Below are 18,860 nucleotides of genomic sequence, written 5' to 3'. Positions count from 1 at the left end.
CGTCCGTCGGCTGACGGGTGACCAGAATGGTTTGCGTCTTCCGCCAACCGTATTGGGTGGGGCTAAATCGGGTTAGCCGAAAGCCTCATTGACAGATCGCGACTTAGTCACTGGCTTGCAGCCATCCAATCAGGTAGCTTTAGCGTAACGTTTAGTTACAAAATCTGCGGGTTGGAAATAGCCATTCAGAACGCTATACCGCCGCTCATTTCACTACATGGAAGACAGAGAACGCCTATGACGACTTTGATCATTCTTTTACTCGCAATTGCCGGCCTGCTGATGGTCTTGCGCCAGGAAGCCGGGGCCAAGCCCGCGATCGCGGTAATGGCCGGGTTTGGTGTTGTATCCATGTTCTTTGGTTCCGGCTGGCTGGCCTTGGTCCTGTTTATCGGTGCCGCACTGACAGCCGCTTGCGGTCTGCCGGGACTGCGCCGGTCCTGGTTGACGCCGCGGGTATTCGACATGTTCAAGAAAGTCGCGCCCAAGGTGTCCGACACCGAGAAAGTTGCCCTGGATGCCGGCACCGTGGGCTGGGACGGCGAAATATTCACCGGCCGTCCGAACTGGCACCAACTGCTGGTCAATCGCAACAACGGGCTTACCGAAGAAGAGCAGGCGTTTATCGACAACCAGTGCACCTGGGCCATCAGCCGCTGCAACTCCTGGGACGTGGCGGTCGAGCGTGCCGACCTGCCGCCGGAAGTCTGGGAGTTTCTTAAGAAGGAAAAATTCTTCGGCATGATCATCCCCAAGGAGTACGGTGGTCTCGGCTTTTCCGCCAAGGCGCAATCCGCCGTGCTCCAGCGCTTGGCCTCCAATGAGACGCTGATGGTTTCCGTCGGCGTCCCCAACTCCCTGGGGCCGGGCGAGCTGCTGCTCAAGTACGGTACCGATGAGCAGAAAGACCATTATCTGCCGCGTCTGGCCGATGGACGCGATATTCCCTGCTTCGGCCTGACCGGCCCGCGGGCGGGTTCGGACGCCACATCCCTGCCGGATACCGGCATCGTCTGCAAGGGCGAGTTTGACGGTAAGGAAGTGCTCGGGCTACGCCTGAACTTCGAGAAGCGCTGGATCACGCTGGCGCCGATCGCCACGGTCGTAGGCCTGGCTTTCCGCATGTTCGACCCGGATAACCTGCTGGGCGAGGAAAAAGACCTGGGCATCACCTGCGCCCTGATCCCGCGGGATACCAAGGGCATGGAAATAGGCCGTCGTCATTGTCCCATCGGCTCGCCGTTCATGAACGGTCCGATCAAGGGCAAGGATGTATTTATTCCTCTGGATTACCTCATTGGCGGCCCGGAAATGGCTGGCGAGGGCTGGCGGATGCTGGTTGAGTGCCTGTCCGTGGGCCGCTGCATCACCCTGCCGTCCGGAGCTGCCGGCGCTGCGGCGTCTGCCCTGGGCACCGCCGGCGGCTTCACCCGGGTCCGTCGCCAGTTCAATACACCGGTGGCCGAGATGGAAGGCGTGCAGGGGCCACTGGCCCGCATTGCCGCCATGACCTACATCACCCAGTCCTCGGTGTACCAGACCGCCAACATGGTGGACAACGGCGAGAAGCCGTCGGTACCGTCCGCGATTCTGAAATACCAGCTCACCGAGATGCAGCGCGCCACCCTCACTGACGCCATGGACGTTCATGGCGGCAAGACCGTTACGTTGGGGCCGCGCAACTACCTGGGCATCGGGTACAGTGGCTCCGCGGTATCGATTACCGTGGAAGGCGCGAACATTATGACCCGCAGCCTGATGATCTTCGGTCAGGGGGCCATTCGCTGCCATCCCTATGTGCTGGAAGAGCTGGCGGCCAAGGACAACGATGACATCGATGCGTTCGACACCGCGTTCTTCAATCATGCCGGCCTGATCTTCGGCAACGCCGCTCGGGCCTTTACCCAGGCGCTGGGGGTCGGTCATGCGGACGTCCCCTTCGATGCGGTCACCCGCCGTTACGCCCAGGCTGTGGCGCGCTTCAGCGCAGCCTTCGGTCTGTGCGCTGACGCGGCTATGACCACGCTCGGCTCCGAGCTGAAGATGCGCGAGCTGATCTCCGCTCGCCTGGGCGATATGCTGTCCAATCTCTACATGGCGTCCATGGTGCTGAAGAACTGGAACGAGACCCAGCCGGTGGAAGGCGAGAAGGTGCTGGTGCAATACAGCCTGCAGTATCTGCTGTACCGCACCGAGCATGCCCTGGACGAACTGTTGCATAACCTGCCGAACCGTCCGGTTGCCTGGGCGCTGCGCGCGCTCACCCTGCCGCTGGGTCGCAAGTGGGAGATGCCGCACGACGACGTGACCCGCGGTATCGCCAAGGCGATCAGTACCGCGACGCCGCTTCGCGAGAAGCTCTTGCGTCCGGTCTGGTCGACGCATGTGGAAGACGGGGTCGCCAATCCCGTCGCGCAGTACAATGATCTACTGGCGGATTACGACCGTGCCGAGAAGCTCTACCGTGCCGCCGGCAAGGCCTACGCCAAGGGCGACCTGCCCATGGAAGTGCTGCATCCGGAAGACCGCTTCGAGGCAGCCTACAAGGCCGAGATCTTCACCGAGGAGGATATCGAGTTCATGCGTGATTATGAGGCCAAGGTGCTGGAGATGCTTACCGTCGACGATTTCCCGTTCGATGCTCTGGCACAGAAGAAGGAGACCGTCATCCAGCACAACGCCGCCTGAGCGTAGCCGGGCCGGGCATTTATGCCCGGGTCTGGTAGACTCGAACCCGTTATGCGCCAGCATAGCGGGTTTTTTTGTGACCAAGCGTCTGTGTCCAGTTAGAAGGAGAACAGGGTGCCTATCGCGTATTCCATGCTTGCGGTCAGTCTGGGGGCTGTGATTGGCGCCAACCTGCGCTGGCTATTGAGTATCTGGCTCAATGCCAGTGGCCAGGCCATACCGTTGGGTACTTTGGTCGCTAACCTCTGCGGTGGCTGGATGGTTGGCTGGCTGATCAGCTATTTCAGCCAAGCGCCGCATCTGGGGCCGGAGTGGCGGCTGTTTGCGGTGACCGGCTTATGCGGTGCGCTCACCACCTTCTCCACCTTTTCCGTGGAAATGTATGGAGCCCTCCAGGCCGGGAAATGGCTGGCTGCTTTTGGCGGTGTGGCACTTCATGTCATTGGGTCCTTGTCAATGACCGCCCTGGGGATTTATTGTTTCCATACGTTACGCGGCTAAGTGACTCTCAGTGGCCAGTGGCTGTTGTTGGGAGTGCCGCTGCTTGCAGGAGCGCAAGCGGGCCTGTCGCGTACGTACGGAAACGGAAGGCGCTTGTGAACGCGACAGTATGCGCCGGGCCCCACGGAAGGCGCCTGGGAGGCATTCACAGGTGCTGAACCCACGTATATGTACCTACCTCGTAAAATTTTGTTGGCAAAGCGCAACATCGGGGTTACAGTGGGTGGCGTAGGAAAGGTTCAGCAAAGCGTTTCATAAATAAGACGGATTCCTCTGTAGTCAGGTAGTGCTCGTCCTGTTTTTGATAAAGCGAATTGCGTTTCCGAATACCGCCCTCGGGCATTTGATTGATTGATTACAGGAAGACACAGATATGTCTACAGAGACTGGTACCGTTAAGTTTTTCAACGAAACTAAAGGCTTTGGCTTCATTACTCGTGAAAGCGGCCCGGACGTTTTCGTTCACTACAGCGCCATTCAAGGCTCAGGCTTCAAGACCCTGGCTGAAGGCCAGCAGGTCGAGTTCACTGTAACTCAGGGCCAGAAGGGTCCGCAGGCTGAGAACGTTAACCCGCTCTAAGCCAGTAGAATCGAATGAGTCGCGGTCTTCCAGACCGCAGACTATTCAAAGAAAGGCAGCCTCGGCTGCCTTTTTTATTGCCTATAAATTGCGATCACGTCCTCTCTCATGCCACAGCCGCAGGTTTCTTCGGTAATCACCCATATGACTTTCTTGACGTAGAGTCGTCCAACCTCTGTGATAGGGATTCAAAAGGAGGAGAGCGTTATGCACATTGTGGTTATCGGTGCCGGCGTGGTCGGTGTCACGACAGCTTGGGCGCTGCGCAAGCGGGGACATCAGGTCACGGTCATTGAGCGCCTGGAGGGCGCCGGGCAGGAAACCAGTAAGGGTAACGCCGGCCAGCGGTCCTATGGCGTCGTCTATCCCTGGGCCTCTGCCGCGATGGTGCGCAAAGCGCTGTCTTACCTGATGGACCGCGATGGGCCACTTAAAATGCGCCTGCCACCGTCTATCGATACCCTGCGTTTCCTTGTCTCCACATTGCGCTTTGCGTACGCACCGGGCGTATTTGGGCTTAACAAACGTGCCATGTTGCGCCTGGGCATCCACAGTCGGGAGCGGTTCCTGGCGCTGGAAGATGAGCTGGACCTGGCGTTCGATGGCGGCCATGCTGGTTTGCTGCAGCTGGCCAGTTCGCCAAACGCCATGACTGACTACGTAGACTCGGCGGAGGTCCTCCGTGAGTTGGGTATCGAGCATCAGTTGCTGGGGCCGGAGGCCGTGCGGGAATACGAGCCCGGAATGCGTGGCGATGGCCCGCTTTATGGCGGCCTGCGCTATGTCACCGATGGCACCGGTGACTGCCACCTGTTCTCTCGGGGCTTGGCGCAAGCCTGTGAAAACGCCGGCGTTCACTTTCGTTACAGCACTCGCGTCAGCCGTCTGATTGCCGATCACCGGCGCATCCTTGGTGTTGAGTTGGAAGGGGCTCCGGGCGCACCGGAGCAACTGGAGGCGGATGCCGTGGTGCTTTCTGCCGGGTGTGCTTCGCCGGAATTAGCCCGGGATCTCGGGTTGTACCTGCCAATCTATCCGGTCAAGGGCTATTCCATCACCGCGCCGCTGGTGGATGCTGAGCGAGCACCCCGCTCAACCGTACACGACGACAACTTCAAAGTGGTGTCGACCCGGTTCGGCGACCGCTTACGGGCCACTGGTTTCGTCGAGCTGAACGGCTTTGACCGCCAGATTCCGGAGACGCGTCTACAGACCATTCGCAAGTCAGTGAACGCCCGTTTTCCGGGCGCCGCCGATTTGTCGGCCGCCACCACGTGGACCGGCTTCCGGCCCATGACGCCGGACGGCCCGCCGATTATCGGCCGGGGTACACGGGAGAATCTGTTCCTGAATACCGGCCACGGTACGTTTGGCTGGACCCTGTCCGCTGGCAGTGCCGAGCTGATGGCCCAGGTGATCGATGGCGAAGCCCCGGCGCTGTCGCTAGACGCGTTCAGGCCGGGGCGGTTTGCGGAATAGCTTCAGGCGTTTGGGCTATTCCTATGCCTTAGTGTCGGCCCTTCATCATGCAGCTGGCGTAGTAAGTGGTCGTGGCCGGCCAGTCGGAGAACACCCCGATCACACCGACGTCCCGGGCTAGCACGTCGAGCACGGTGAACATATCGCCGTCGTTGTCGATGGCGTCGGCGACCGACTGGTAATACCAGCCACCGCCGGACGCCAGCGGACCGCTACGCTCGAGGCTCCAAGCAATCATGTCCAAACCGGCTCTGCGGGCATTCTTGGCATAGTCGGAGGGCGCGATTTCCCCACGCGCATTCAGGGTCAGCATCTTCCAGATGGCGGGCGCAATAATGTTGACGCCTTGGTCTTTCAGGGAGCGCATGTAGTCCAGCGAACTCACGTCCGGCTCGTTGGGGCGCTCGTCCAGGAACACGGCCTGGCGACCGTAGGCGGGGGTAGTGTTGATCCAGTAAAGCACATCTTCAAGCCGGAACGACTGCGGCCACACATCCGCTGGATCGACCCCGGCTTCCTCGTATTCGGCAATGAGCTGTCGCGCGTAGTCTTCCTGGGTATAGTTTCCCTCATACGGCATGTCGACCACGGGTGTTTTCAGTTCCGGTGTGAATTTAACGCCCAGCTCCTGAAACAGCTCGATGCTTTCTTTGTGGGTCATCAGCGTGCCGCTGGTTTCGGTGGTGTAAAGGTCCGTGCGCCAGTCGGCGGTCCCTTGGACATACTCTTCCGGCGTTGTCGCGTTGGGGTTGAAGGCATCCATCTTGCCGCGCAACTGCTTGAACTCGTCCAGAGTGATGTCGCTGGTCCGGCATTCGGCCTGGGCCGGCGTGCCATTGGCTGCATCGGCCGGCACGAACGGTTGGGTGCACTTGGCGTTCAGCTCGGGAATGGTGACGATGTCGGTGGTGGTGTGCAGGTCGTTCTGGGCATGACGGCAAACCAGTTCGCGGTCCTGGGTGAAGGCGACATCACACTCGACGATACCGGCGCCCATGCGGGCGGCGGCGACATAGGATTCGCGGGTATGCTCCGGAAACTGAAGTGGCGCGCCGCGATGGCCGATGGAAAAGTCGGTGCGCTTAAGCGGCTTGCTCTCGCAGGCTTGAAGTTTTTGCTTCAGGCGGCCGTCGTCCATGTCGTTAACCAGGTAGTACGGACGCGGGCCCACTTGGATGGAAGCCGGGTTACGGTTATGCCAGCCACGGTCATCATGACGATCGTCCTTCCAGCCGCGTTCGTCGTTAAGGCCCCGGTCTTTCTCGTCAGCCTGCAGCGGGGTGCTGCTTAGGCCGGTCAGCGTTAGAGATAGAACCAGCAAGCAAATCGAAGCATTTTTCATAGTAAAATCCTTTTACGTTTTGTTTGTTGGTGGCCTGTCGTTTTCTCGATGAACAGCCATAAACGACTTTAGCCTGCCAAGGGTCCGTGACATAGCAGTGACGGTATGATTAAGCGTAGTCAATACAAGAGGCGCTCGGAAATAGCCGGCAGGTTTTTCCGAAGTTACGGGCCGCACGGCCCGTCTCCCCGGTTAGCGACCTTGTAGCATAAAGGTCTCGTACTCCAGGCGTTCGAATTTGCGCGAGAGCATAAACAGGCCAGCCAGGGCGGAAACCAGCGTAGCGCCAGCAAACCCGTAGCCAAAAAAGGAGGCCCCGAGGCGAATCGTAATCAGTGTAAAAACAATGTTGCTGATAAAAAACAGCAGGCATAGGCTCACATTGATGCGGCGGGCATCCAGGTAGAAGAGCACGTTCTGTATGGCCAGCAGCAAAAGCTGGGTGCCTACTGCCACCAGATCGATCTGGAACAGGGGCAGGTACAGAGGCGATATCCCGATGGCTTTAAGAATATCTTCCGCCCAGACAAACAAGACAATGATGGTCAGGCCCTGCACCTTGAAAATTTCGTAGATGCCGTTGCGCGCGATGAGCACCATTTCGTCGCGGAAACGGTTGATCCGTTCCAGCGTGTCTCCTTCCCGGACGGCCGTGTAGAAGCGGTCGTAGGCCTCCGCAAAATCCGCTTCCATCCGCACCAGAAACACCGCCATGCCGGGGATAATCGACAAGTACGCCAGAAAAATAGGCAGGTCATAGATCACCGACGCTCTCAGACCGTCGATGATGCGCTGAGAGGTATCCGGATGGAACCAGAAGATCAGCTTGTCCACCCAGACCGCCGCATTGAACAGTAGTCCCGTAAAGATCAGTGCGGGAAAGATCTGCTTGCGCTGCAGGAAGTCGAAGCGGATAAAGCTGTTGCCCGGATACTGGCGAATGATGGTGTAGAAAAAGCTGAAGAACAGCAGGCTATGGCCCAGCAGAATACCCAGCAGTAGCCCCTCCAGCCCCCAATCCGCCAGTCGCAGCGAAGCAATGACTGCCGTGCCGTAACCCAGTGCGAACAGCAGCACGATGCGCCGGTAGGATTTCATGCTGGATAGGAAAATCGTCACCAGCCAGAGATTACATAGCACCACGAAGTTGGCCAGCATCAGGAGCCTGTAGAGCACCGAGGTATCCCACAACAGCAACGCGATCCCCAGACTGCCCACCAACACCGCTAACACTGTGGCAACCCAAATCAAGCCCATCAGATTGGGCAGGATTAATGCGCTCTCCCGGGCATAAAGCTTATCTGCTACCCAACGGGTAAACACATGCTGGAAAATTCCGGACAAAATCAACGAGAAGGCCATCAGGTAGGTGACCGATACGAGAAACTGAACCACCTCCAGGTCGGAGACTGCAAGGGTGACGCTGAAAATACCGATCATCATCACGCCCAGTACGGAGAGTACCCAGGGTCCGGAGCTGATGATGCCGGCCAGGCCATAGGCTTCGATCAGGTTGAGGAAGCTTTCGCGCCGCAAAATACGGCGGATTTCGAAACCGATGCCGGCCATCAGTCCTCCAGGGCCTTGCGGTAGATGTCGCGGTAGGCGCTGAACATGCTCTCCAGCGTATAAAATGCCTCCACCCGCGCCAGCCCGGATTTCTGTGCGGCGTACCACGTGGGCTCGTCGCTCAGCAACCGGACCGCTTCCCGGGCGGTGGCTTCGGGATCGGCAATGGGCACCACTGCACCGCTGGCACCGAGCGCCCGGTCCTCTTCGCTGGCACCTTCGAGTAACTCGCGGCAGGCGCCTACATCGGTGGCCAGGCAGGGTAGACCGGCAGCATGGGCTTCGAGAATGACCAGCGGCAATGCTTCCGAGATAGAGGTCAACACCATCAGACCCAGTTGCGGCAGAATGTCGTTGATGTTCTGAAAGCCGAGAAATTTCACTTTATCCTGAAGGTCGAGGCTGATTACCAGCTCCTTGCACTCGGTGACGTAGTCCGCGTCCTCGTCTTCCGGTCCGGCGATCCAGCCCTCGGCATCGGGCATGTCATCGCACACCGTGCGCATGGCGCGGATGAAGGTCTTGATGTCCTTGATCGGCACCACCCGGCCCACCAGCCCCAGCACCTTGGGGATATGCTCCGGACGGGACGCGCGCACCGCGTTGAATCGGGCCGGGTCGATGCCGTTGGGAATGAGAGTAGTGCGCTCCCGGGGCGCGCCGTCCTGCCACTGGCGCTGCTGGTTGCCCTGGTAGAGCGCCACGATCGGATCAGCCTGCTGGTAGGTCAGCCGTCCCAGCGCCTCAAAGAAGCGAATCCACATACGCCGGATATAGCCCACTTCCTCGTTGAGCGTGCCACTGACCTGGTCGGTGGGGTCATGAATCCATTGCGCCTGCGATAGGTCAATCTTGCGCTCTTTGGTGTAGATGCCATGTTCGGACAGGGCGAGGGGCAGGCCGCGCTGGTTGCTGGCAATCGCACCCAGCAACCCGGCATAACCCGTGGAGATGGAGTGGAGCATGCGTACACGGGGCATGTTGCGAGCGATGGCTGCAAGCTGGAACAGCGGCGCATGCATGATGCGTACGGACCAGAAATAATCGACGAACGAGGGTTCGGTGCAGTAGCGCCGGTAGTGGTCGTCGATCATTTCCCAACTGGACTGGCTGAACAGGAAGTCCTCGCGACTGATGCCACCGGCCTGGCCGAGGTCCGAGAACACTTTGTGCAGGATGTCGGGGGCTACCGGCTCACCGGATTTGAAGCCTTCGTGCAACGCGTGCTGGGCGGCAAAGGCGGTCTTGTTGCCACGGCGCGAACGGGGCTGACCACGGGCGTCGCTATCCATCAGGTAATGGACTTCCAGGTGTTTGACGTTGTCCGGCAGAGTGTACTGTTGTTTGCTGTAATGACTGCGTTCGCCACCCAGGAAAATCAAGGCAAAGGTGAACTCCGGCAGCCCCGTGATGATTTGATGCACCCAGGAAGAGACACCGCCCCGGATGAACGGGTAGGTGCCCTCCAGCAGCAGGGCGATATCGGCGGTTACCGGAATGTCTTGGGGTTTTTTTGGAGTCATAACCACGCCTGTACCAGTGAACGGATGCCGGAGTTCTGAGAGTTGGGCGAGCAGGCAGCCAGCTCTGCTCGCACCTGGTCGAGGTCGCGCGTATGGAAGGCCACTTCAGCCAGATAGGGGCGTATCAGGTCGTCCGGCGCACCTTTGTCCAGTGCGGTATGGAAGGCTTCTCTTGCGGTTTCCAAGTTGCCTAGCTCGAGTTCGACCCGCCCGAGCAAACGCCAGTCATTATGCTGGGGCCGGCGCTGGATCAGCCGTTGCAACATAGCTTGAGCACTTTTCAAATAGTGAATGCGCAGTCCGCCCTGAGCCAGGCCCAGATAGCCCATTTCCCACCAAGCCTGGGCCAATCGGCGCTGCAGCCGCGGGGTTTGCTCGTCGGTTGCACTGGTCAGTGCCTGCTGCAGCCGGTTGGCTCGATGGGTCAGGGCCTTTTCCTTCTGCTCAAGCATGGAATAAGCCAGAAGTCGCACGTCGTCGACCTTGTCGCGCAAGGCTTCGCGCAGGATCTGCACCGCGTCCCGGTCCTGCATTTGACGGGTGGAGAGTAGCGCCTTGAGCCGTTTTTCGGGGTCGCTGGCTTCACGTAGGATCTGGCGCAGTCCACCCTGGCTGTACACCATTTGTAGACTCATATCGATAGGTTTGTAAGGCAGTTCAGGGATGGCAATTTCCTGCCAGGGAACTTCCCGTTCCGAACGTGGCAGGTACAGCGCCAGCAAGACACCGAGCGCCACGCCTATGCTGCCGATTAACGGAATGGCGAACTGGAGGCTGAACAGAAACAGAGCTGCCCGTCGGGGCGAACCCTGGTAACGCTTGGGTAGCAGACGTAGCAGAACCACAGCGAGTAGGGCGCAGGCGATAGCGTGACCGGCCAGGTAGGCTAGCAGTTGCGCCTCGCTGGGCAAGGGGGAAGCCAACCCGACGATGCCGGCGATTTCCAGGACTACGGCCTGGGCGATCAACCAATTACTCCCCATGGTCGAGGGCCTCCTGTAACCAGGTTTCAGCGCTCTTCTGGTCCGCAATCTGAAGGACCTGCAACTCGCCCTCGACGTCGATCAGTGTAACCCCCAATTGTTCGCGAATGCCGTCTTCCAGGCGCTGGATATAGCCCGCTTGGCCCAGCTCGTCGGTAAGCGGCATCAATACCAGCACCGAGAGCCTGCGATCGCTATGTTTCTCGTAGACGAGGTCCAGGCCGCGGCGGACACGTTTGATGTGTTCGGCCACTTGTTGTGCCCTCAGTCCCGCTGGCATGTGTAGGGCCAACAGCGCTCCGGGGAGGTCGAAGTCTTCCGCGTCCCGGCCCACGCGAGCAAGCTGATGTCGCAGGGTGCGCAATGCCGGTGGATCGGTCGGCGTGGTGTGGTCCTGCTCCACGATGATGTCGGCCATGTGTCCGGCCAGGATTGCCAGGAAGCGGAGGGCTTGAGGCTCGAAGCTGAAGAACGGCATTGCCTCGATGGCACAGAGCGCATTGATGTGGCCATTCGCGTCGATAAAGGGAATGACCGCCAAAAACCGGGTATCCATGTCCGGTTGGCGCTGGCGGTACTCGGTCTGAATGGAGATCAGCTTCGCCTCGGCCAAGGCGTGTTGAACGAGCGGGTCGGTTGCGGGGAGTATTTTGGCATTGCCGACGGTCGCCAACGGCTCTGTTAGGGCTTGACCATCCTGTACCGGGAAAATACCGGCAATCTGAAGCTGGCCGTAACGGACTAACAACTGCAGCATGGCGTTGGCCCGGCTGCGGGTCAGGCCGGCCGCGGAGTCCTGCCCCAGCTCGTCGTAGAGGCGGCGTAGGGCTTCACGTAGACTGCGGGAACTGCCGGCCAATTGTTGTTCCAGGCGGTCGTGGGAGACTTTGAGCAGATAATAGTTGCGGGTAAATTCCTCCAGGCGGGCTTCGCGGTAATCGTTTGACGCTTCCAGCTTGGCGCGGCGGCGTTCCCAGTAGTCGCGAAACTCCCCGGCCACTAGGCTGACTCCGAGAATGCCGACCGCCCAGATGTATGGGTAGGGTTCGTCCAAAACGCCCAGGTAGCGTTGGTATAGGTCCAGGCCGGCGACGATGAGGATCGACGCTACCAATGCCATGAAGAAACCGTAGCGGAGCCCCACGAGGAGTGGGCCGAGCACCGGCCACGGGAAGCTGCCGCTCAGGTAAAACGGATCGTCCGGGCGGTTCCAGGCGCCCAGGGCGAAACAGATGGCAGTGATCGCCAAGGTCTCGAACCAGCGCAGGGGCTGGCTGACGTTACGGGCGCGCTCCGCGGTGTGCTCTAGATTATCCATTGGCGTCCGGCTAATTCCCGCCGCTGACCAGCGGCATGGCGTCGGTCAGTTCGTCGATCACCTTGTGGGCGGCCACGCTCAGACTCTCCCGGCCCCAGCCGGTGCGGGCTGCGGTGCCCGACCAGATGACGTGCTGGCCGTCCGCGCTGCGGACCTCAAGAGTGACGCCCACCGCGGGTTCACCGTCCAGGCCGCTCTTATAGCGCCACTCTTCCACGGTGCCGCTGACCACGTAATCGTTGCCGCCGGACCGGGCCTGTTCAATAGCCGCCTGGCGCTGCTCGCGCGTGTCGGACAGCAAAGGATCGCGTTCTTCCGGCAGGTAAAGCGTGACTCCGCCGCTGCCTTTAGCCCGTAGGATGGCTGCCAGAACGCTGGCCGCCTGCTCTCCGGCCCGGGGCGTTTGTGACAGGTTGACGAGCGGGACCACTGCAAAAGCGCTCTCCCTCGGAATCGGGCTACCTCGCTCGCTCTGGATCACAGCGCAGCCGCCAAGTAGGACCAGGGCCATGCCAGCGAAGAGCCAGGCGTGTCGAAGTTGTCGTTTCATGAGTATCTCCTTAACGGCCGGGGAATATCGTATAGGTTAGGTTCAAATCCGCCCTACCACTGCCATCCAGACCCTCGGAGGTCCAGCGGCCGGACAGGGCCAGTTCGTCGTCGCCGAACAGTTGCCAGCCCACGCCCGCGCCTATGCCGATTTCCGGCGTCTTTGTGGATAGCACATAACCGCTCCCGATTTCCACGAAGGCTCTGGGAGAAGGGGCGGTGCGATAAGTTGCGTGCGGCTCGCCGTGACTCCAGCGCGCGGCGATGCCGAGACGCTCGTAGTCTTCGGTCAATAGGCTGCCGGCTTCCAGTGGTGTGTCCAACTGCGTCTGGATGCTGGGCGGTAACGGATCGGTCAGATTCAGGGACTGACGCTGATAGCCAGCGCTCAACGTGAAGACCGGGTCCTCGCGCCATAGAGTGTAGCTGCCGGTGAGGCTGGCGCTGTAGCCATTGCCCAGCTTCTCGCCGTCCTCACTGTGGTGATGTAGCGCAGCCAATTGACCGTATAAGCTTAGCCGGGACCAGGGGGCGTAGTTGGCGCCGACGTACTCTCGGTCACGGTCCACCAGCCACCAGGATTCGGCGCTGTCGGGCGCGCGCTCGTTGCGGCCCAGGCCCAGGCTGACGGCCCAGCGATCAGCCGGTGCCCAGCGGGTTTCCAGCTGCCAGGCGGTCTCGTGGCCCTCGGCGCGGGCCAACTGCTCCACTCCCAGCGTGGTGTCGAAGCGCTTACCCGGCAGGGTCAGGGCAATGCTGCCTTCGTTTGAGCGGTCAGGCTCCCGGCGCAAACGTCCGGAGCCGCTGGCGTTGAGTGATCGCGCTTCAGCTTCGACGATGACGTCATTCATGGCGTAGCGGCCGGATAGCCGGGTCTGGTGCACCCTAAAGCTACCCAGATCCTGCCACTCGCTCCCTAGTTGCAGGCTGCGAGGAAATTGCTGCTGAAGGTTAATCGTATCGCGAAGCCGTTCCCGTGCTGTGGCCGGTGTCTCTGGCGATTCGAGAGACTCGAGCTGGCGGCTGAGTCGCGCGGCTTGTTGCTCGCGGTTTTCCGGCGCCGGGTAAAGGAGGCTCGCGTGGGGCAGGCCAGCGCGCGCGTACCAGCTTTCCGCCAGCAGGGCGTTGTCGTCGTTCTGTGCTTGATTGCCCAGGTCCCGCCGCCGTTCAGCCACATTTTCGACATCGAGTTCAAGGGAGCGGGCGAGCAGGCGACGCGCCTGTCTATCCAGCCCCCGGCTGCGGTAGAAGGCCAGACGAGATTCTGCGTTGGCGAAATCTTGTGGCTCCAGTCGGGCCAACAGTGCGTCGGCCGAGCGATGATTGCCGGTCTGCTCGAGAACATTGGCGGTGGACCAGAGCCATTCGGGTTCGCGGCTGTGTCGGGAAAGGCCGCGCAGGAACCACTGCCGCGCCTGCCAGGTATCCCCCAGGGCGCTGTAGCCATAAGCGAGTACTGCATTGGTTTCCGGGGTTGGCTCCCGGGCGAGACGGGCCAACAGATGTGGCAGGGTATCTTGGAACCGCTGGACATCGTTCAACTGGAGCCAGGCCCAGCCGGTGAGCACTTCCCGGTCATCCGGTTGCAACTGATAAGCGCGCCGGTAGGCCTGGTCGGCGGCAGCCAGTTGTCCCTGCTGTTGGTAGGCTAGCGCACGCAATGTCCAGTAGCGGGGCAATTGCTCCGCTGCCGGCGATACGGTAAGCCATCGATCCAGAGTGTCCGTCACGCCCCCCCAATTCGCCAGAACGGCCTGGTACTCGGCATTGGACGCTAGGTATCGGGTGTCGCCGGTGGCTGAATAGCGCATTTGGCTCAGGCGGCTCGCGGCGGCGTAATCCCCGAAGACAACGGCCAGGTTCAGCAATTGATCCTGCAGGACCGGGGAAACAGTGTCGATGTCATCCAGCAGCCTGCGGTAATCGTCACGGATTTGGTGGGTGCGGCCCAAATAGGTACCCAACCGCAAACGCGAAGCTCGCACCTCGGCGTTAAGGGTTGGATCTTCAGCCTCGAAGTCCAGCGATTCGAAAGCGTCTTCGGGGCGGCGCGTACGCCAGTATAGGTTAGCCAATTGCAAACGTTGCTCGTCGCTCATTGCGGAACGGGCTAGAAGTGCATCAATCGCACCCTGGTAATCGCGGGTATTGATCAGTAGGTCCAGCTGGCCGGCCTGCAGCATGGCCGATCCAGGGTACTGTTGCAGCCCACGCTCCAGCGCGGCCAGCGCTTGGTCGATGCGGCCGTCGCGAATCCGGGTTTCGGCCAGTGCCCGATAGCCTTTCGGGTCGAGCTGGCCCCGCGCTTCCGCGAGTTTTAGCAGGCTTGCGATTGCGTTTCTATCTGCTAGCGAGTCAGACAGCGCCCGGCCGCGTTCGTAGGCCAGCGAGCTACCGGTCTCCCGGTAGAGCTGTAGCCAGATGGGCAACGCCTCCTTCGGACGGTTGTTCCACTCCAGCACCTGAGCCACGCGCTGACGGTCGTCTTGGGAGAGCTCTTTGGGGTGTCGCTGCAATCTGCGGATAGTGGTCAGCGCTTGGTCGACCCGATTATCCGCCAGTTGTGCGATCAGTAGCTCGCGCTGAAGATCGAGGTTGTTTGGTTGCGTGCCTGCCAGGCGCCCGAGCCACCTCCGTGCATCGTCAGGCGCTCCGGCCATGCGAGCCACGCGGATGCCCTGTTCCAGATCTCGCTGGGCCATATCGTCGTCGGCAATAAAGGCACGAAAGGTTTCCAGTGCGCCTCTCGGGTTGCCGCTGGCCAGTTGCAATCGCAAGATATCGTCCACCAACGGGTCCAATTCCTGGTCAGTCGCTTCCGTCAGTTGTGCTTTCAATACCTCGGCGGCCGCACCCGGTTGGTTTTGGGCCTCGTGCAGTTTGGCCAAACGACGGGCCAACGCGAGTTTTTGGCGTGGGCTATCGGCTTGCTCTTGCAGCATTTGTAGTAACAGGCCCGACTGGGTCGGGCGCAGGGCATCCAACAGCGGACTGAGCAGAGCCATGTTGCGGTCGAAGCTGTAGCCTTGTTCGGGGACGGAGATGGCCTGGGCAAACAGCGCCCGGCGAGCATCGTCGCGCGCGACGTCCGACGTTGTAGCGTAAAGCTGTTGCTTCAGTAGCTTCAGGTATTCCTCCATAGCCAGCGACGGCACGCTGTCCTGGGCCAGAAGGGCCTCAAGCACGGCCATGGCTGCTGATGGCTGGCCGGTTTCGCGCAACATGCGCGCCAGGTTGATGCGAAGGGCGGGATTATCGGGATCGGCGCGCACCAGTACACGCAGGTAGGCGATGGAGAGAGCGTCCGGGTTTTCCAGATAGTCAATGTCTTCGAACACGGCCTGCCGCGGGAATAGAATGAACAGAGCCAGACTGATCAGCACGCCAATCACCAGCAGTGAGGGCAGGTTGAAAAATTTCTCCCGCTGGCGGACCACTAGCGACACTCCAGTGCCAGGGAATCAACGTGCTTTAACGTCAGCCTTACTGCCACAGCATTTTTCATTTTGTTGAACTGCGTTTTCGGGCCGTCCAAGACGCGGCAGTTCGAGGTGTTATCGAGTATGAAATTCACCGGCTGGTGGCCCGCGAAGCCAAGGGTGATATGCCAGCGTTTGTTTTTTTCCGAGCGGGACCAATGCGTGATCACCGCGTTTGCCTCACGCAAATAAGGCCCGCTCGGCGGCCTATCGGATAACATGAGTTTTGGATTGTTGCCTGCAAGGTGTACAAAGCGTTTACCTGCGGCGTCCCGGTATCCTGCCACGCCCTGGCTGTTCGTCAGATCCGGAAACTGATGATGCGGATCGATGCGAACGGTGTGGGGCTGGCCGACACCGCGCCAGTGATACTGACCACCATCGTCTCGCATCAACGCTGAGCGGTACGCGGTGCGGGCGCGATCTGCGTACTGGCTCAGATAAAGCTGAGTTGTAGGCTGACTCATGGCGTAGTCGTAGACAGTGTGCAGGGCACCGAGCGCCGCGGGTTTGGAGCCCGAGTAGAAGTGGTAGTAGAGACTGAGCGGCTTTAGCCGGCCCCTAGCCTCCAGCAGCCTGAAGGTGTCCACCACGTCACGGAAGCCGTAATAGGGCCCTTGCCAGAGGTTGGTGTAGACGTTTTCGTTCATCACCGGTGCGTAGATTTGCAATTCATCTCCGACCGGACGGGCGATGGGCCAGACGCCGGCCAGCTCTGAATCGTAGGGCAGTGGATGGGTATCGCCCCCATTAACGTTGGCCAGGCCGGCCTCTCTGACTTTTCGCAGGGCGGCCTCGGTGGGCAGCGCATCGCCAGTCCACAGGAAGACCTGCACTGACTTGCCGGGGGGCGTCAGTTTCCGGTTAATGTAGCGTATGGAGCCGGCTACCTCGCGCTCTAACTCAGGTGTGTATTCGGGTACATTCAGCGAATAGCCATACTCAGCGAACACGGGCAGCTCCCGTTTCCCGTCCTCAGCGACGATCTGCCAGAAAAAGGGATGGCTGAACGAATGTGAGGCCACCTCAACGTTATCTAAACGAAAGATTTGGCGGGCCAGCTGCTCGGCCTCGGCGCTGGTCTTCGGGTAGATGCCATCCGGGGAGGTTTCCGCCTCGATAACGGATACCGTGTGGGGCAAGTTATAGGCTTGCAGGATATCGTCCATGATGACTTGCGCGGCGAGTGGATTGCCGGGAACCTCTGCCCTGGAAACGAACCCGTCTCCGTCGATATGGGACGTCAGGATAAGTCGGCCGGACTCTGTGGTAACGTCGCTCGCCGGAAAGTCCGGGTGGCCGAAGGCCTCGTCCAGGAAAGCGATAGGATCGAATAGCCAATAAAGCTGATCCTCGGGACCGGGTTCGAACAGATAGGGTGCCACGGCCACACCACCACCGTCGTGGGTGTAAATGGGGTGGAAACGCTGGCCTTCTCGGTCGGTGACCGTCAGCCAGAAGCGTCCGGCCTCCGGTTCTGGCAGAGCGACGCCCGACACCACCGGCAAGCGCTGACTCTCATACTGGCCCACCGAGGATTGGCGTTCACTGTACGTGAGAGGCGGCGTTGGCACCGCCCACTCTGGCGCGCGGGTAAGTGACTGGCAGGCGGGGTCCGCCGGCAGGAGTCCCAAAGTAACAACCGGCAGGCCAGTTGCCTGGTGTTGTTTCAGCCAGCGGCATAGTTTTTGACTTCGCGCTCCCACTTCCCACCAGATGAGAATACCGGCGTAACGGTCCGCGAGGGGTTCATCGGGCAACGGTTCGCCAACGTGCCGGTAAACCGGTATGTAGCCCAGCTCTTCCAACGGCACGGCGGCGTAACGATGCGCTGAACTCTGGCTCAGCAGCGTCGACGGGCTGTCCTGAATTACCAGGACTTCGCGCTTCACCCGGCCCGGCTGCGTGGGTCCTAGACGGGTCAGTTGGGGGTTGCTGACATAGGGAATAAAACCATCGGCGCGAAGTTGCTGAGCCAGGGTGCCGGCCGCGTCGGGATCCTGGATGTAATCGATGGCGATCAGCGGTTTCTCCGGGTGCGCCTGGCGCCAGTGGTTCAGTTGCCGATCAAGCCACTCGCGATCAGTCTCCGGCACGGCGCGATAACGCTTGCGTGCTGGATCGAAACCCTCGCGATAGGATTCGAAAGCCAGGGCGTCGACCTGCGAGTGGGTGTCCTCGGGCAAGTCGAACCCACGATTAATGACGATGCGAGCGCTCGGGTGCTTGTCGCGAATCGTTCGGATCAGTTCGGCTTGGGCTTCCAGAAAAGCATTCGGATGGGTTTGGCCGGCTTCGGTCAATTGGTAGCTGTCGAGGGTATCCAGAAACACTCCCTGAAACCCGGCTTCGAACGCGGGCTCGATCAGCTGGTTTTGCAAGATCTGGCGTACATCCTCCCTGCGCAGGTCCAGTACGCGGCTATTCCACGCCGGGTTGTCGGTCATCAGTCCTGTTTCGGGGAAGGCCCCGAACAACCGGTGGCTACGGGCGATTTCACCGAGACTGACGTAGGCTAGGGTTTCTACGCCGGCCTCGCTCAGGGTGGTCAAGCGTGACTGGCTCACCTGAGGCGGTTGCAGGACCAGCCAGTCGTAGGCCATCAAGGCGTTGACGGGGGCTTCGCTGCCGTAATAGAAGCCGATGTTACCCAGAGCCGCGACGGAGTGGTTCGCGGAGAAAATCAGCGATGTCAGTAATATCCAGGGTAAAAGTCGATATCCCATCGGGCTTGTTTGACGCTTTTCGAATTGTAAGACTGGCGAACGACTAGGCATTGAAAATGGCTGTCCCGACGTTCCTGCAGGGCGCAACGGTGGCCAAAGCCATACGGTTTACCACGTAGTTTA

12 protein-coding genes are annotated in these 18,860 nt (G+C 60.2%); 4 read left to right on the top strand and 8 right to left on the bottom strand.

The features are described from left to right. Positions 1–237: 237 nt before the first annotated feature. The 4 genes from FXO11_RS18915 to FXO11_RS18900 all read left to right on the top strand — a co-directional run bounded on the left by FXO11_RS18915 (position 238) and on the right by FXO11_RS18900 (position 5,248). Positions 238–2,688, top strand: a complete 2,451-nt coding sequence (locus FXO11_RS18915; protein WP_148864496.1) for an acyl-CoA dehydrogenase — start codon at positions 238–240, stop codon at positions 2,686–2,688. 120 nt (positions 2,689–2,808) lie between these two features. Next, positions 2,809–3,189: a fluoride efflux transporter CrcB gene (gene crcB / locus FXO11_RS18910; RefSeq protein ID WP_148864981.1), complete on the top strand. Its 381-nt coding sequence runs from the start codon at positions 2,809–2,811 to the stop codon at positions 3,187–3,189. Positions 3,190–3,562: 373 nt separating this feature from the next. Then, entirely contained in the window at positions 3,563–3,769 is a 207-nt protein-coding gene (locus FXO11_RS18905; protein ID WP_148864495.1) for a cold-shock protein, read from the top strand. Between the two features lie 207 nt (positions 3,770–3,976). Further along, a complete protein-coding gene (locus FXO11_RS18900) occupies positions 3,977–5,248 on the top strand; it encodes a D-amino acid dehydrogenase (RefSeq protein WP_148864494.1) in 1,272 nt (423 codons plus the stop codon). Between the two features lie 28 nt (positions 5,249–5,276). Here the strand turns inward: FXO11_RS18900 and FXO11_RS18895 are convergent, their stop codons facing one another. The 8 genes from FXO11_RS18895 to FXO11_RS18860 form a co-directional block, all read right to left on the bottom strand. Then, entirely contained in the window at positions 5,277–6,590 is a 1,314-nt protein-coding gene (locus FXO11_RS18895) for a glycerophosphodiester phosphodiesterase family protein (protein ID WP_148864493.1), read from the bottom strand. A 192-nt stretch (positions 6,591–6,782) separates the two neighbouring features. Further along, the gene (gene pelG / locus FXO11_RS18890; RefSeq protein WP_148864492.1) at positions 6,783–8,159 is read right to left on the bottom strand and encodes an exopolysaccharide Pel transporter PelG; all 1,377 of its coding nucleotides are present in this window, start codon (positions 8,157–8,159) and stop codon (positions 6,783–6,785) included. Next, complete coding sequence (pelF, locus tag FXO11_RS18885) at positions 8,159–9,682, bottom strand: GT4 family glycosyltransferase PelF (RefSeq protein WP_148864491.1); 1,524 nt, start codon at positions 9,680–9,682, stop codon at positions 8,159–8,161. The genes pelG and pelF overlap by 1 nt, the downstream gene beginning before the upstream one ends. Then, the gene (locus FXO11_RS18880) at positions 9,679–10,665 is read right to left on the bottom strand and encodes a HEAT repeat domain-containing protein (protein WP_148864490.1); all 987 of its coding nucleotides are present in this window, start codon (positions 10,663–10,665) and stop codon (positions 9,679–9,681) included. Before FXO11_RS18880 ends, pelF begins: the two co-directional genes overlap by 4 nt. Further along, positions 10,655–11,983, bottom strand: a complete 1,329-nt coding sequence (locus FXO11_RS18875) for a PelD GGDEF domain-containing protein (RefSeq protein ID WP_148864489.1) — start codon at positions 11,981–11,983, stop codon at positions 10,655–10,657. The genes FXO11_RS18880 and FXO11_RS18875 overlap by 11 nt, the downstream gene beginning before the upstream one ends. A 10-nt stretch (positions 11,984–11,993) precedes the next feature. Then, positions 11,994–12,533, bottom strand: coding sequence for a hypothetical protein (locus FXO11_RS18870; protein ID WP_148864488.1), 540 nt, complete (start codon positions 12,531–12,533; stop codon positions 11,994–11,996). 10 nt (positions 12,534–12,543) lie between these two features. Then, positions 12,544–15,969 carry a tetratricopeptide repeat protein gene (locus tag FXO11_RS18865; protein ID WP_168203204.1) on the bottom strand — a complete coding sequence of 1,142 codons (3,426 nt, stop codon included), beginning with the start codon at positions 15,967–15,969 and terminating at the stop codon, positions 12,544–12,546. Further along, complete coding sequence (locus FXO11_RS18860) at positions 15,969–18,737, bottom strand: endo alpha-1,4 polygalactosaminidase (protein ID WP_148864486.1); 2,769 nt, start codon at positions 18,735–18,737, stop codon at positions 15,969–15,971. The genes FXO11_RS18865 and FXO11_RS18860 overlap by 1 nt, the downstream gene beginning before the upstream one ends. Positions 18,738–18,860: the final 123 nt, after the last annotated feature.

This window comes from Marinobacter fonticola (genome assembly GCF_008122265.1).
Classification (GTDB): domain Bacteria; phylum Pseudomonadota; class Gammaproteobacteria; order Pseudomonadales; family Oleiphilaceae; genus Marinobacter_A; species Marinobacter_A fonticola.
The sequence above is the reverse complement of the archived record's forward strand: the minus strand, read 5'-3'. Positions and strand labels throughout refer to the sequence as shown.

What these genes read in the sequence shown, in the direction of transcription:
- FXO11_RS18895 (WP_148864493.1), bottom strand. Translation starts at nt 6,590, where the DNA reads ATGAAAAATGCTTCGATTTGCTTGCTGGTTCTATCTCTAACGCTGACC.
- FXO11_RS18870 (WP_148864488.1), bottom strand. Translation starts at nt 12,533, where the DNA reads ATGAAACGACAACTTCGACACGCCTGGCTCTTCGCTGGCATGGCCCTG.
- FXO11_RS18900 (WP_148864494.1), top strand. Translation starts at nt 3,977, where the DNA reads ATGCACATTGTGGTTATCGGTGCCGGCGTGGTCGGTGTCACGACAGCT.
- FXO11_RS18915 (WP_148864496.1), top strand. Translation starts at nt 238, where the DNA reads ATGACGACTTTGATCATTCTTTTACTCGCAATTGCCGGCCTGCTGATG.
- FXO11_RS18880 (WP_148864490.1), bottom strand. Translation starts at nt 10,665, where the DNA reads ATGGGGAGTAATTGGTTGATCGCCCAGGCCGTAGTCCTGGAAATCGCC.
- FXO11_RS18875 (WP_148864489.1), bottom strand. Translation starts at nt 11,983, where the DNA reads ATGGATAATCTAGAGCACACCGCGGAGCGCGCCCGTAACGTCAGCCAG.
- pelF (WP_148864491.1), bottom strand. Translation starts at nt 9,682, where the DNA reads ATGACTCCAAAAAAACCCCAAGACATTCCGGTAACCGCCGATATCGCC.
- FXO11_RS18860 (WP_148864486.1), bottom strand. Translation starts at nt 18,737, where the DNA reads ATGGGATATCGACTTTTACCCTGGATATTACTGACATCGCTGATTTTC.
- pelG (WP_148864492.1), bottom strand. Translation starts at nt 8,159, where the DNA reads ATGGCCGGCATCGGTTTCGAAATCCGCCGTATTTTGCGGCGCGAAAGC.
- FXO11_RS18905 (WP_148864495.1), top strand. Translation starts at nt 3,563, where the DNA reads ATGTCTACAGAGACTGGTACCGTTAAGTTTTTCAACGAAACTAAAGGC.